At 56.9% G+C, this 14,785-nt stretch carries 12 protein-coding genes; 8 read left to right on the top strand and 4 right to left on the bottom strand.

The annotated features are described in order from the left end of the window. The first annotated feature begins 14 nt into the window (after positions 1-14). The 3 genes from FBR45_RS20085 to FBR45_RS20075 all read left to right on the top strand — a co-directional run bounded on the left by FBR45_RS20085 (position 15) and on the right by FBR45_RS20075 (position 4,189). Entirely contained in the window at positions 15-1,217 is a 1,203-nt protein-coding gene (locus tag FBR45_RS20085) for an alginate lyase family protein (RefSeq protein WP_138505632.1), read from the top strand. A 77-nt stretch (positions 1,218-1,294) separates the two neighbouring features. Next, positions 1,295-3,244, top strand: coding sequence for a heparinase II/III domain-containing protein (locus FBR45_RS20080; protein WP_138505631.1), 1,950 nt, complete (start codon positions 1,295-1,297; stop codon positions 3,242-3,244). A 147-nt stretch (positions 3,245-3,391) separates the two neighbouring features. Further along, the gene (locus tag FBR45_RS20075; RefSeq protein ID WP_138505630.1) at positions 3,392-4,189 is read left to right on the top strand and encodes an MBL fold metallo-hydrolase; all 798 of its coding nucleotides are present in this window, start codon (positions 3,392-3,394) and stop codon (positions 4,187-4,189) included. Between the two features lie 65 nt (positions 4,190-4,254). Here the strand turns inward: FBR45_RS20075 and FBR45_RS20070 are convergent, their stop codons facing one another. From FBR45_RS20070 to FBR45_RS20060, 3 genes are all read right to left on the bottom strand, one after another. After that, positions 4,255-4,956 carry an SDR family NAD(P)-dependent oxidoreductase gene (locus FBR45_RS20070; protein ID WP_138505629.1) on the bottom strand — a complete coding sequence of 234 codons (702 nt, stop codon included), beginning with the start codon at positions 4,954-4,956 and terminating at the stop codon, positions 4,255-4,257. 69 nt (positions 4,957-5,025) lie between these two features. Further along, positions 5,026-5,814, bottom strand: coding sequence for a GTP cyclohydrolase I FolE (gene folE, locus FBR45_RS20065; RefSeq protein ID WP_077922667.1), 789 nt, complete (start codon positions 5,812-5,814; stop codon positions 5,026-5,028). Then, the gene (locus FBR45_RS20060) at positions 5,777-6,208 is read right to left on the bottom strand and encodes a 6-pyruvoyl trahydropterin synthase family protein (RefSeq protein ID WP_129601403.1); all 432 of its coding nucleotides are present in this window, start codon (positions 6,206-6,208) and stop codon (positions 5,777-5,779) included. Before FBR45_RS20060 ends, folE begins: the two co-directional genes overlap by 38 nt. A gap of 281 nt (positions 6,209-6,489) precedes the next feature. Between FBR45_RS20060 and FBR45_RS20055 the strand changes: the two genes are divergently transcribed. From FBR45_RS20055 to FBR45_RS20040, 4 genes are all read left to right on the top strand, one after another. Continuing rightward, complete coding sequence (locus FBR45_RS20055) at positions 6,490-7,575, top strand: MBL fold metallo-hydrolase (protein WP_246082318.1); 1,086 nt, start codon at positions 6,490-6,492, stop codon at positions 7,573-7,575. Positions 7,576-7,655: 80 nt separating this feature from the next. After that, positions 7,656-9,020 carry a Gfo/Idh/MocA family protein gene (locus FBR45_RS20050; RefSeq protein WP_138505627.1) on the top strand — a complete coding sequence of 455 codons (1,365 nt, stop codon included), beginning with the start codon at positions 7,656-7,658 and terminating at the stop codon, positions 9,018-9,020. Between the two features lie 95 nt (positions 9,021-9,115). After that, entirely contained in the window at positions 9,116-10,333 is a 1,218-nt protein-coding gene (locus tag FBR45_RS20045) for a sugar MFS transporter (protein ID WP_138505626.1), read from the top strand. A 24-nt stretch (positions 10,334-10,357) separates the two neighbouring features. Continuing rightward, on the top strand, positions 10,358-11,440 hold the full coding sequence (locus tag FBR45_RS20040) for a mevalonate kinase family protein (protein WP_138505624.1): 1,083 nt from the start codon (positions 10,358-10,360) through the stop codon (positions 11,438-11,440). A 39-nt stretch (positions 11,441-11,479) separates the two neighbouring features. Here FBR45_RS20040 and FBR45_RS20035 read toward each other — a convergent pair whose 3' ends face one another. Next, on the bottom strand, positions 11,480-12,949 hold the full coding sequence (locus FBR45_RS20035) for a nicotinate phosphoribosyltransferase (RefSeq protein ID WP_138505621.1): 1,470 nt from the start codon (positions 12,947-12,949) through the stop codon (positions 11,480-11,482). 279 nt (positions 12,950-13,228) lie between these two features. Between FBR45_RS20035 and rpoN the strand changes: the two genes are divergently transcribed. After that, positions 13,229-14,683 carry an RNA polymerase factor sigma-54 gene (gene rpoN, locus FBR45_RS20030; RefSeq protein ID WP_138505619.1) on the top strand — a complete coding sequence of 485 codons (1,455 nt, stop codon included), beginning with the start codon at positions 13,229-13,231 and terminating at the stop codon, positions 14,681-14,683. The last annotated feature ends 102 nt before the right edge of the window (positions 14,684-14,785 follow it).

The following is a 14,785-nucleotide window of genomic DNA, read 5'->3' as shown; positions in this document are numbered from 1 at the left end:
CCCCCCACGAATCGATGAACAAGCTGACTCAACGACTGGCCCTTTGTGGCTGCCTGATTGGTATGGCCCTGGTATTTGACTCGGTAGCGCAACCCGTCAGGAAACCGGCCACGTTCCTGCTGGATGCTACGCTGCTACAGGCAAACAAACAGAAGATCCGGCAGGGTGACCCGGCGATGACGGCGGCCCGGCAGGCCTTGCTTACCGCTGCCGACCAGGTGCTGACCCGACCGGCTCACTCGGTCATGGAAAAGAGCAAAACGCCCCCCAGTGGCAGCAAACACGATTACATGAGCGTAGGACCCTACTGGTGGCCCGACACGACCAAACCCAACGGATTGCCGTACATCCGTAAAGACGGCCAGATCAACCCGGAGCGGTCGGCCATCGTGGACGAAACCTACCTCAAGAACCTCTGCGACGATGTGCCGACGCTGGCACTCGCCTATTACTATTCCGATAACGAAAAATATGCCCGTCGCGCGGCCGAGCGGCTGCGCATCTGGTTTCTCGACCCGGCCACCAAGATGAACCCGAACCTGAACTACGGCCAGGCTATTCCGGGCATTACCGAAGGCCGGGGCATCGGGTTGATCGACAGCCGGGGGCTGGCCAACCTGACCGACGCCGTTCAGCTGCTTCAGGGATCGAAAGCCTGGTCACAGCAGGACCACCGGGCGTTGCAGGGCTGGGTACAGCAGTTTATGGACTGGATGCTGACAAGCCCCATCGGCAAGGATGAAGAAGACGAGCATAATAACCACGGCACTTATTATGATGTACAGACGGTAGCGTTTGCGCTTTTTCTGGACAACCGGGCGCTGGCCCGGCAGATGCTCGAACAGAAGACCATGAAGCGGATTCAGACGCAGCTCAAACCGGACGGTAGCCAACCGCATGAGCTGGCCCGTACGCTGTCCTGGAACTACTCGATCATGAACCTGAAAGGCTTTTTCACCCTGGCGCAACTGGCCGAAACCGTAGGCGTCGACCTCTGGAAGTACCAGACTCCCGACGGTAAAAGCATCCGGAAAGCGTATGAATGGCTGGTGCCCTACGCCCGTCAGGAAAAGCCCTGGACCTTTCAGCAGATCAAGCCCCTGCATTACGAGGAGTTTGCTCCGGTGCAGGCCGTAGCCAGCCAGAAGTACGGAACATCGGCGGCCGGTTCGGCTCGCGACACAGGCCTGTTTGCCCTGACGCATTCATTACTCTAGCAGAAGCTATAGCCGCTGCGTTTTCCTTACTCATTCAGGTGGATTACCCACCCGACAACACATCCTGACCCCATTTTATGGAACAAATAGCTGGTGTATGCCTGGCGCTGCTGATCAGTCTGGCTACTTACGGTCAGCAGGCTGATTTGCTGAGCGGCAAATTCACGAAAGAGCAGTTGAAGAGCGTGCTGATCCCGCAGGCCAAATGGACGCCCTTCCCCAAACGCGACGACTGGGCGGGCTGGGCCAAAGCCGATCAGGCCATGATGCAGGCCTATGTCAAGAAAGCCGAAACGTACCTGACCTACACCTGGCCTTATATTCCGGCCACCAAATCGCTGCTCATCGAACGCACCGGCGACCGGGATCAGTACCAGAACGTCAGTTTTGAAAAACGCGAGGTGCTGGGTACGCTGCTGCTGGCCGAGATCTACGAAAACAAAGGCCGGTTCGTTGACCCCATCATCGACGGCGTCTGGTCGATCTGCGAAGAGTCGTTCTGGGGCGTACCGGCCCACCTGCCGCGTTCCCGATCGTATGCCGGGCTGATGGATGTATCGAAACCGTTTGTCGACCTGTTTGCGGCCGAAACAGCGACCTACCTGGCCTGGGTCGACTACTACCTCGGCGATAAGCTCGATGCCGTTTCGCCCCAGATCCGCAAACGGATCTATACGGAAACCAGCAACCGGATTTTTCAGCCCCTGATGACGCAGCCCCACGGCTGGATGACCAAGACCGCTGCGGGCCGCGCGCCCAACAACTGGAACCCCTGGATCTGCTCCAACTGGCTGAACGCGGTGCTGCTGCTGGAAAAAGACGACGACAAACGAGCGGCATCGGTGCATAAGCTACTCGACGTACTCGACGAATTTCTGAACCCCTATCCGCAGGATGGCGGCTGCGACGAGGGGCCCAGCTACTGGGGAGCCGCTGCCGCGTCGCTCTACGACAACATGGCCCTGCTGAACACCGCCAGCAACGATGCGTTTGCCTATGTCTATGCCGATGAAAAAGTCAGGAATATGGGCCGGTTTATCTACCGCGCTCAGATCAGCGACCGATACTTCCTGAACTTTGCCGACGCCGACCCACAGCCTGGTATGGCCGCCACAATGATCTACCGATACGGCAAAGCCATCAACGACCCCGACATGATGCGGTTCGGCGCCTACTATCGCCAGCCGGAGACGGGTACCGTCGGTAAGTTTCACTTTTTCCGCCACTTTTACGCGCTGTTCATGCAGGACGAGTTTAAACAGGCCGCCCAGGGCCTGCCCCTGCCTCAGAACGTCTGGTTACCCGACCTGCAGGTCTTTGCCGCCCGCGACAAAGCCGGCACCACCGACGGGTTCTACGTAGCGGCCAAAGGCGGGCACAACGACGAAAGCCATAACCATAACGACATCGGCAACTACGTGGTCTACTACAACGGTCAGCCGCTGCTGATCGACGTGGGTCGGGGCACCTACACCCGCAAAACCTTCAGCGACAAGCGGTACGAGATCTGGTACAACTGCTCCGACTACCACAACCTGCCCACTATTAACGGCAAGACCCAGCCGCCGGGCATGACCTACAAAGCCAGCCAGGTGACCTACAAACCAGGCAACGCCACCACCCAGTTTGGCGTCGACATTGCGAAGGCCTACCCGGCCGATGCGGGGGTGAAAAGCTGGCAGCGGACGGTTCGGCTCAACCGGGGCAAAAACGTTCAGATTGAAGACATTATCAGCCTGACCAACGCCAGTTCGCTCACCCAGCACCTGATGACCTGCTACCCGGCGGAGGTGCTGAAACCCGGCGAACTACTCGTTCATTACCAGCCCAAAGATCAGCCGGCCAAAGACTTTGTGGTGACCTACAATGCGAAGCAAATGCAGGTGGCCGTCGAGAAAGTAAAGCTCGACACGCCCGAAGACCGGGGTATCATCAGTAAATGGGGCGATACCATCTACCGGATCAACTGTACCGTAGTGGCTCCCAAAACCGCAGACACCTTCCTGTTTACCGTAGCGGCCAAATAATTCGCTTTGGTAGCTCGTTTTTTACCTGAATAACCGGCCTGTATGCCTACAGGCCGGTTTATTTTTGCGTAACTACGCCAGTACTGCCGCCGTCGGCAACCTCTTGCTGCCTATTTTTGTTGTTTCGTTTTATCCCTCCGTACCGGCATGTCGCTTTACATCACCTCGCTTAATTCAGGCAGTAACGGAAACTGCTACTACGTTGGTAACGACACCGAAGCCGTCCTGATCGATGTGGGGATCTCCTGCCGCCAGATCGAACGTCGGCTCGACCAGCTGGGCTTATCCATTCATACCGTAAAGGCCATTTTCGTTTCCCACGAACATACCGACCACGTCAGCGGCATTCCGCAACTGGCCAAAAAGTACCAGCTTCCCGTATACATCACCGCCCGAACCCTGCAACACTCGCGGCTGGCTTCGCAGGCGTATCCGCTCAGGCCGCTACGCAGCGATAACCCGGTCTGGATCGGCGATTTGTGCGTGTCGGCCTTCCTGAAGTTGCACGATGCCGCCGACCCGCACAGTTTCCTGGTTCGCTACAAGGGGACCAACGTGGGAGTATTCACGGATCTGGGGTACCCCTGCGAATCCCTGATCGAGCATTTCAGCCAGTGCCATGCCGCTTTCCTGGAGGCCAACTATGACGAGCAGATGCTCGAAAACGGCCGGTATCCGTACTTTCTGAAGCAGCGCATCCGGGGCGGCAAAGGGCACCTCTCCAACCAGCAGGCGCTGGCGTTGTTTAGAGCGCATAAACCGGCTCATATGAGTCATGTCCTGCTGGCTCACCTCTCCAAAGAGAACAACTGCCCCGACCTGGTAGCCACCCTGTTTGAACCGCACCGGGATAGCACCGAAGTCATCGTTGCGCCCCGCTATGCGGCTACGCCCGTTTACACCATCAAAGCCCCCGTTCCGGCCGAAACGGAGGTGCCAGCCTAAACGCAGAAAAGCCGTCTTGCCGGGGCTGATGCCCGACAAGACGGCTTTACCATAGAGAAATACGTTTATTTCAGACTGCCCATACCCCCATCGACCCCGATGATCTGACCGGTAATCCAGCTCGCCTGGTCGGTGAGCAGATAAGCGGCCATGGTGGCAATATCCCCCGGAGAGCCATATCGGTTGAGCGGGTGCCGTTTGTTGGCCGCTTCCCGCTTTGTTTCGTCACCGAGCAGAAATTTGGCCATCGGCGTATCGGTCAGTGAAGGCGCTACGGCATTAACCCGAACGTTGAACGGAGCCAGCTCGGCCGCCAGCGATTTGGTCAGTCCTTCAACCGCCGATTTAGCGACCGAAACCGACGAGTGCATACCCATACCCAGCTTGGCCGCTACCGTGCTGAATAGTACAATACTGGCCGACTTCGACTTCTTGATAGCGGCATAGGCCGTATGGATGGCCGACACCGCGCCCAGCACGTTTACCTGCAGGTCGCTGGAATAGTCGTCCAGGGTGAGCCGCTGAAACGGTTTCAGATTGATGGTTCCGGGGCAGTAGACCAGTCCATGCAGGGTGTCGGGCAGCTGGTTGAGCGCATCGGTAGCCGGGGCCTGGGTTACGTCCCACGTCATGTGAGTCGACTGAATGCCTTCGGGCTGGGTTCGGCCAGCGGTGAACAGGGTTGCGCCCTGCTCCTGAAGCTGCCGGGCCAGCGCGTGACCGATACCCGAACTCGCCCCGACAATGAGGATGTTTTTGCCTTGCATAAAAAAAGGTTGCGGTTTTACAGCTACGCTGGCTGACGCCAGACTGTACCCTGTAAAACCGCAAACCGGTTAGATAGTTACGTTCGAAGTGCCGATGTAGCGCAATAATTCCTGACGGGTAGCCTCTTCGTCGAACTTGCCTCCGTAGGCAGCCGTAATGGTCGAGCTATTGACGTCGTGCACCCCCCGCGTCGACACGCAGAGGTGTTTGGCATCGATGATGACCGCTACATCTTCGGTTTCGAGCACCTTTTTCAGCTCGTCGGCAATCTGGACCGTCAGGCGTTCCTGTACCTGGGGGCGTTTGCTGTAGTATTCTACGATCCGGTTCAGCTTCGAGAGACCAATGACCTTCCCGCTCGAGATATAGGCTACGTGCGCCTTGCCAATGATGGGCACAAAATGGTGTTCGCAGTAGGTCTGCACCAGAATGTCTTTCTCGACCAGCATCTCGTTGTAGCGAAACTTGTTCTCGAACAGGGTCGGTGCGGGTTTGTTGGCCGGGTCCAGGCCGCGGAAGATTTCCTTGACGTACATCTTGGCCACCCGCCGGGGCGAGCCTTTCAGGCTGTCGTCGGTCAGGTCGAGGCCCAGAATACTCATAATCTCGCGGAAGTGCTCTTCAATCAGGTCGATTTTGGTATCATCGTCCAGATCGAAGGCGTCGGGCCGCATGGGTGTATCAATCGAAGCAGCGCCGTGTTCGTCGCCGATTTCATCAATCAGTTCGTCGTGATGATGACCATTCAGGCCGTTACCGTTCATATGTTTACCGTTCATGGGGTTTCCGTTCAGCGAAACGCCGTTCATAGCCTGTCCGTTAAGCGGGGTACTCGACGAAGTTCCGTTCCGTTTCATAAAGTCTGATTTTGAGCGCCAGGTCCTGGCTCAGCTGGTTGCGTAAAATAGTGTAAATAACGATGGCAATGTTTTCGGCCGAAGGGTTCAGGTCGGCAAACTCGTCGGTGTCGAGGTTGAGATTTTTGTGATCGAAGCGGTCGGTAACGTGCGTTTTGATCAGGTCACCGAGCACTTTCATGTCAATGACGTAGCCGGTTTCGGGATCGATGGGCCCCGTAACCTGCACGATCAGCTCGTAATTGTGTCCGTGATAATTAGGATTGTTGCACTTGCCGTAAACGCGGGCGTTTTTTTCGTCTGACCAGTTGGGATTATTCAGACGATGGGCCGCGTTAAAGTGCTCTTTCCGAAACACAGCCACCCGCAGGGCATCGGCCCGGGAGGTTTCCATAAACTAGTAATCGAAAAATGGTTCGATCAACCTGTCGTTACAAAGTATGTGTACAACACAGGCAGACAGCAGAGCGTTGAAGAAAACCCGCTCTTTCGTGTGCGAATGATACCTGCTTAACCCGTTTTTGGCGAATTTTGTTTAACGTTTTTTTAAAAAAACTAAACAACAGCAGACATCTTCACTGGTATAACGTCCGCTCCAAACGGTTTGTTCCCCCGGGTGCCGAACGGAAGCCGACTTCACGTGGTTTGCCTAACATGAAATCGCTTAAATCCACCATGCTTATCACTTTTATCATTCTGGCAACCCTGGCCATAGGGGGATACATTTTCCTGCAACAGCCCGTTTTTGGCCTTAATCCGGCCGATGCCCGGCTGGAGCGCATCAGCCAGTCACCCAATTACCGCGACGGCGCTTTTCAGAACATTGCGCCCACGGCCATGATGCGCGAAGGCGCTTCCTATATATCTATGATGGGCGACTTCCTGAACAAACCCGCCAACAACGAACCGCCCCGGCCCATCCCTACCGTCCGCACCTCCCTGACCAGTTTACCCGACGACACCCCCAGCCTGGTCTGGTTCGGGCATTCGTCTTACCTCATCCGGTCTAAAGGGGTGACGATTCTGGTCGATCCGGTCCTGAGCGGCAGCGCGTCGCCCATCGGGTACTTCGGCCGGTCGTTTCCGGGTTCAGATGCCTACAGCGCCGACGAAATGCCCGCCATCGACATGCTGGTGCTGTCGCACGATCATTACGACCACCTCGATTACCAGACTATTACCCGACTCATCCCAAAGGTCAAGCGGTTCTATACAGCCCTGGGCGTTGGTGCCCACCTTGAACGCTGGGGCGTCCCGGCCGACCGCATCGTTGAGTTCGACTGGTGGGAAACGCAGGCCGTGGCCGACAGTATCCGCCTGACGTCTACCCCGGCGCGGCACTTCTCGGGGCGGAGCATGACCCGCGGCAAAACCCTCTGGACATCGTTTGTCCTTGACCTGCACGGCTACCGGCTTTTTCTGGGGGGCGACTCGGGCTACGACGAGCAGTTTGCCAAAATAGGCGCTACCTACGGCCCGTTCGATCTGGCTATTCTGGAATGTGGACAGTACGGCGCCGACTGGCCCAGTATTCATATGTTCCCCGAAGAGGTCGTAAAGGCCGGCCAGGATCTGAAGGCCAAAACCGTTTTGCCCGTTCACTGGAGTAAGTTTGCGCTGGCTTACCACCCCTGGAACGAACCCATACAACGATTTACCGAACGCGCCCGCGCAGTGGGGCTTCCCGTAACGACCCCCCGGATTGGCGAGCCAGTGGTGCTGGGTGTGGCTTATCCGACCGGGGTCTGGTGGAATTTCTAGACACCGGTAGCGGCATCCGGTTTGGCGATAATCCGTATATTTCCGGTCGTGATTCCTGAAATAGTCCTAACCTAATCCCCATGACCGCCACCACCCGACGCCAGTTTATCCGTACAGCCGCCCTGACCGGCACAGCCGCATCTATTTTTCCGACGATACTGACCAGCCAAGCCGGGCAGGCCGATACCAAAGTCCGGCTTGGCTTCATTGGCGTAGGCCTGCGCGGACGCAGTCACGTAGAGCAGGCGCTGTATCGCGACGATGTTGTCATTCCGGCCATCTGCGACGTTGACCCGGACAGCATTGCCCGCACCAACGCCATGATTCAGAAAGCCGGCCGACCGCTGCCCGAAGCCTATACCAAAGGCAGCGAAGCCTTTTTGCAGATGCTCAAACGCGACGACCTCGACGGCGTTGTGATTGCAACCCCCTGGGAATGGCACGTGCCAATGGCTGTAGCGACCATGAAAGCCGGAAAGTACGCAGCGGTTGAAGTATCGGCTACGGTAACGCTTCAGGAGTCGTGGGACCTGGTCAACACCTCCGAGAAAACGAAGATGCCCTGCATGATTCTGGAGAACGTCTGCTACCGACGCGACGTGCTGGCCGTTCTCAATATGATCCGGCAGGGCCTGTTCGGCGAAATGACGTACGCCCACTGCGGCTATCAGCACGACCTGCGCGAAGTGAAGTTCAACGACGGCAAAAAAGCCTACGGTGGTGGAGTCGAGTTTGGCGAAAAAGGCTTTTCGGAAGCCCGCTGGCGCACCCAGCACTCCGTAGACCGCAACGGCGACCTGTACCCGACCCACGGCCTCGGTCCGGTAGCTCACTGGCTCAACATCAACCGGGGCAACCGCTTCGTCCGGCTAACCAGTATGGCGACCAAAAGCCGCGGGCTGCATAAGTACGTTGTCGACAAGGGCGGAGCCGACCACCCCAACGCCAAAGTCAACTTCAAACTCGGCGATGTGGTAACGACTATGATCGAGTGCGCCAACGGCGAAAACATCGTGATCATGCACGACACCAACTCACCCCGCCCCTACTCGCTCGGCTTCCGGGCGCAGGGCACGCAGGGAATCTGGATGGACGATAACGACATGATCTACCTCGAAGGCACCTCGCCCAAAGCCCATACCTGGGAACCCTTTGCCGCCTATCAGGAGAAATACGACCACCCCCTCTGGAAACGACACGCCCAAACCGCCGACAAAGCGGGACATGGTGGCATCGACTTTTTCGTCTTACGGGCGTTTATCGAAGCCGTCAAAGCCAAAGGCCCCGTTCCGATCGATGTATATGACGCGGCCGTCTGGAGCGCCATCAGCCCCCTGTCCGAACAAAGCATTGCCGGTAACAGCAAAGCGGTCGATATTCCCGACTTTACCCGGGGCAAATGGAAGACCAACCCGCCGATTTTCGGGTTAAACGACAATTTTTGAAAAAATTTAATAATATTGGCTAGCGAATGACTGCCGTCTCTTGAGGACCAGCCGTTTTCTTTCATTAGCCCTCGTTTTTTGTTGCTCTCCCAGACATGGTAACTGCCCCTTCCAAACCCCAGAATTACACCGGCCCGCTGCTTATTATCGGAGCCCTATTTTTCATATTCGGCTTCGTGACCTGGGTCAACAGCGTCCTGATCGCGTTTTTCAAGCAGGCCTTCGACCTCAGCACCGTTGGTTCCAACCTGGTTGCCTTTGCGTTCTTTATCTCCTATACGCTCATGGCCATTCCCTCATCGGCGGTGTTGAAGCGGACGGGTTTCAAGAGCGGCATGTCGCTGGGTTTGCTGGTGATGGCGGTCGGTACGCTTATTTTCGTTCCGGCGGCCAAAGCCGTATCGTACCCGCTTTTTCTGGTCGGTCTGTTTCTGATCGGCATCGGGCTAACGGTGCTGCAAACGGCTTCTAATCCCTATGCCACCATTCTGGGACCGCGCGAAAGTGCCGCCCAGCGGATCAGCTTCCTGGGTATTGCCAATAAACTGGCCGGTATCATTAGCCAGTTCGTGTTTGGCGGGCTACTGCTGACGGGGGCCAACGCCGTATCGGGCACCGCTTCGCTCGAAAAAGTGGTATCGCCCTATCTGATCCTGACGGGCGTACTGGTGGTGCTGGCGGGCCTGATTCGGTTCTCGAACCTACCCGACGTATCGGAAGAGCAGGACGACGCTCCCGCCGATGCCGTGGCCCATACCAGCGTCTGGCAGTTTCCGAACCTGGTGCTGGGCGTAGCCGCTCTGTTCTGTTACGTAGGGGCCGAGGTTATTGCGGGCGATACCATCATCAACTACGGCAAAGCGCTTGGTTTTGATAACGACGAAGCCAAATATTTTACAACTTATACACTGTACGGCCTGCTGGCGGGTTATGTGTTGGGTATCGTGCTGATCCCCAAAGTTATTTCGCAGCAAACGGCACTGCGGTTCGGAGCCGCCTACGGGCTGGTGCTAACGGTGGCTACCCTGCTGACCAGTGGTTTTACGTCGGTTTTGTGCGTAGCGCTGCTGGGTTTCGGTCTCGCGCCGATCTGGCCCGCGCTCTGGCCACTGGCACTCAACCGCCTGGGCCGCTTCACTAAACTCGGGTCGGCTCTGCTGATTATGGGTATTTCGGGTGGGGCGCTGCTACCCCTCCTCCACGGGTATCTGACCGATACGTACAGCCCCCAGCTGGCTTATGCCATGCTTCTGCCCCTCTTCGGCTTTATCCTGTACTATGCCGTATCAGGATACAAAAAATCAAGCTGGTAAGTCGTTGCCTGCCTTATTGTTCCAATGACCAGTTCTACCCCCGGCCGTATCTGCCTGTTCGGCGAACATCAGGATTATCTAGGATTACCCGTCATAGCGGCCGCTATCTCGCGCCGGATTCAGATCGATGCCACCCCTACCCCCGAGTTGGGGTTCCGGCTTAACCTGCCCGACATCGGCCGTACGGTAACGATTCCGTTCGACGGTTCTCCGCTGACGTATCCGCAGGATCGGGATTACTTCCGGTCGGCGGTGAACGTGCTGCTGCGTGATGGTTTTACCTTTTCAAGGGGGGTGCTGGGCGAGGTTCACGGCAACATACCCATCAATGCAGGCACGTCGAGCTCGTCGGCGTTGCTGGTGACCTGGCTCAATGTGCTGACCCAGCTGGCCGACCAGCCGCGTTCTCTGCCGCCCACGCAGCTGGCCGAGCTGGCCTATGCAGCCGAAGTGCTTGAATTTGGCGAACCCGGCGGCATGATGGACCATTACGCCACGGCCGTTGGGCAGGTGATCTACCTCGAATCGCAGCCGCAGATCCGGCTCGTCAGCCTGGAGCCCCGCAGCCCGGCGTCTCGGCTCGGCACCTTCGTACTGGGCGATTCACAGGAACCGAAAGATACAATCGGGATTCTGAGTCGGGTCAAGTACGGTATGCTCGACATCCTGGCCCGCATCAGGGCGGTGAACCCCGGCTTCTCGCTGCACCACTCAAGCCTGACCGACGCGACCGAGTTCAAAGACAGCCTGACCAAAGACGAGTACATCCTGCTGAAAGGCAACCTTGCCAACCGCGACATCCTGCGCGACGCCCTAACGGTGTTACAGGCCGATGCACTCGACCACCGGCGGTTCGGCCAGCTCCTGACCGACCACCACGCCAATCTCCGCGACGCCCAGCGCATCAGCACTCCTAAAATAGACCGGATGCTCGACGCAGCCCTCGCGGCCGGCGCGCTGGGTGGCAAGATCAACGGGTCGGGCGGTGGCGGCTGCATGTTTGCCTACGCGCCTGAAAGCCCTATCGCCGTAGCCGATGCTATCGAGCAGGCCGGTGGCCGCGCCTACGTCGTACATGTTGACAACGGCACGCGTCATACGCTGTAGCTGCACAGGCGGTAGCCCCTTCCACCCAAAACCCGGCATTCACTCTCCTCTGCGTTCGAGAATAAGCGCGGTTTTGAGGTCATGCAGGTGTCGTTCCAGCCCGACGGGGTAGGTATGCGGGTTGACGAGTCGCTTGACCCCGGGGTGCAGCGCGGCCAGCTGCGCCTGCACCCGCGCCCGGATAGCGTGGATATCGGGTTTATCGTATACACACTGGCCAGCCGCAAAGATGGGCACCAGCAAATCCTCGAAGGCTGCATGCGCGTCGAAGCGCCGACGTTTGGTGAAGTCGAGCGGGTCGATCATGGTGGTGGGCTGGTGGGTGCCGTTCAGCGTCTCATCAAAAATCATGTCGGCTAGAAAGCCCCGCTCGTCGCGGTACCGGCGCACCTGCTGAATGCCCGGAGTCGAGGTTTTAATGGCTTGCTCCGACAACTTGATCTTGTAGTCCCAGGGCTTGTGGGCATCCCCCGTGCGGAGCGCGGCCAGCTTGTAGACGCCCCCCAGCGCCGGCTGATCGAAGGCCGTAACCAGTTTGGTGCCGACGCCCCATACCGTGATTTTGGCCCCCTGCTGCTTCAGACTGGCGATAATCGTCTCGTCGAGGTCGTTACTGGCCACGATGTTGGTATCGGTGAAACCAGCCTCATCGAGTAGTTTGCGGGCTTCGATGCTGAGGTAGGCCAGGTCGCCGGAGTCGAGCCGGATGCCGGCCAGCCGGTAACCCCGGGCCCGGAGTTTGTGACCCGTTTCGATGGCATGCCGTACCCCGTCCAGCGTATCGTACGTGTCAACGAGCAGGGTAACGTTGTTGGGCAGCACCCGTGCGTAGGTATCGAACGCCTGCTGCTCATCGTCGAAAGACATGACCCAGCTGTGGGCGTGGGTACCCCGAACCGGGATGTCGTAGAGTTTGCCGGCCAGCACATTCGAGGTAGCGTCGCAGCCACCTATGTAGGCCGCCCGGCTGGCCGTCATGCCGCCATCGATCCCCTGTGCCCGGCGCAGGCCGAACTCCAGCAGCGTGTCCGACTCGGCAACCAGCCGGAGTCGTGCCGCCTTAGTAGCAATCAGCGATTCGAAGTTGACCAGGTTCAGGAGGGGCGTTTCGAGCAGCTGACACTGCAGGATAGGCCCGCGTACCCGTACCAGTGGCTCGTTGGGAAACACGACCGTTCCCTCGGGAATGGCATCGATGGTGCAGCTCAGCTTCAGCGCGGCCAGGTACTCGATAAAAGCCTCCTCAAACAAGGGCTGCCCGTCATTGCCGGTGAGGGTACGGAGATACCGTAGATCTTTGCGCGAAAAGCTGAACTGTTCGATGTAGCCGATTACATTACTAAGTCCACAGGCTATCGTATAGCCTCCGCCGAACGGGTTTTTCCGGAAATACAGATTAAAGACCGCTTCCTTTTCGGCAGTGCCTGATTTCCAGTACCCATAGGCCATAGTGACCTGATAGAGATCGGTAAGCAGACTCAGCGAGGTGTCGTACAGCTTATTTGTCATGACGCTAAGGTAGAAAAATGATACCAGTTTTCGTATCCGCTGCCAACACCCGAAAGCAAGCCATTAAATGGCTATCTATCAGCAATTTACTAACCCATAAAGATCGTTAACCAGGCACTTTTTTAGGCCAAATCATTAATTCTGAACGACTTGGTGTATTTTTTTTGTAGCCCTAAACAAAATCCTAACTAAATTGGTCTGATAATTGTGAGGGGCATTTTGCCAACCGGAGCAGCCAATCCCCGTTGACACCTCTACCCGATTTGAAACATCACTACCATGCAGAAGTTAAGCCTTTCCCAGTCTCTTCAGCAGAAGTTATCGCCCCAGCAGATTCAGTTCATAAAGCTGTTGCAGATTCCTACTGCCGAACTGGATACCCGCATCGAAGAGGAGTTGGAAATCAACCCGGCGCTGGAAGAAGGCATGGACGACGAGTTCGATCAGAAAGAAGATGATCCCTTCGACGATGATTTCGGTGACGACGACTACAAAGACCGCACCGACGACCTCGATATCGACAGCTACCTGCAGGGTGAAGATTATGCCGGCTACAAGATGCAGGGCGACGGCAACTACAGCGAAGAAGAGCGCGACATGCCGCTAGCCACCAGCTCGAGCCTGACCGACTCGCTGCTACAGCAGTTCGGGTACCTCTCGCTTAGCGAAGAACAGCGGATCATCGGCCTACAGCTGATTGGCAGTATCGAAGCCGATGGCTACATCCGCCGATCCATGCAGGCCATTGTGAACGATCTGGCCTTTTCGCAGAATGTATTCACCGATGCCGAAGAAATTCAGGAAGTGCTGCATAAAATTCAGACGTTCGACCCGCCGGGTATTGCCGCCCGCTCGCTCCAGGAATGCCTGCTGCTGCAACTCCGGCGTAAAGATCAGTCGGACCCCTACAACGTACTGGCCGTTCGCATCATCGAAGATTTTTTCGATGAGTTCTCGAAGAAACACTACGACAAAATTCAGCGACGGCTCAACATCAGCGACGAATCGCTGAAACGGGTGGTCGATGTGATTATCAAGCTCAACCCCAAGCCGGGGTCGGTAGAAGGCGAAGCCGGCAACGTACAGTACCTTATTCCAGACTTTATCCTGACCAACAGCAACGGCAAGCTTGAACTGACGCTGAACTCCAAGAACGCGCCCGAACTGCGCATTAGCCGGTCGTTTGCCGACATGCTCGATACCTACGACAAGAGCAGCAAGCAGAACAAATCCCTGCGCGAAACGGTCTCGTTCGTGAAGCAGAAGCTCGACGCGGCCAAGTGGTTCATCGACGCCATCAAACAGCGGCAGCAAACCCTGCTCAAGACCATGAACGCCATCGTGCGGTTCCAGTACGACTTCTTCCTGACCGGTGACGAGTCGAAGCTGCGCCCCATGATCCTGAAAGACATTGCCACGCTCATCGACATGGACGTATCGACCGTGTCGCGGGTAGCCAACAGCAAGGCCGTCCAGACCGAGTTCGGCATTTATCCGCTCAAATATTTCTTCTCGGAAGGGATCTCGACCGATACGGGAGAAGACGTCAGCAGCCGCGAGGTGAAAAACATCCTGAAAGATCTCATCGACAGCGAACCCAAGATGAACCCGCTCTCGGACGATAAGCTGGAGAAGATTCTGAATGATCGCGGTTATAACATTGCCCGCCGTACCGTGGCCAAATACCGTGAGCAACTCAACATACCCGTAGCCCGGTTGCGAAAACAGTTATAGGAACAACGAATTATGGAGGATGGATGATGAGTGACAACAGGCAGGACGGTTAACTTTGCAACCCAGCCGCAGGCTCCCCAAAACGAATTCATCAATTATCAT

Source organism: Spirosoma lacussanchae, assembly GCF_005870035.1.
GTDB lineage: Bacteria > Bacteroidota > Bacteroidia > Cytophagales > Spirosomataceae > Spirosoma > Spirosoma lacussanchae.
This window is presented reverse-complemented; position numbering and strand designations above follow the sequence as displayed.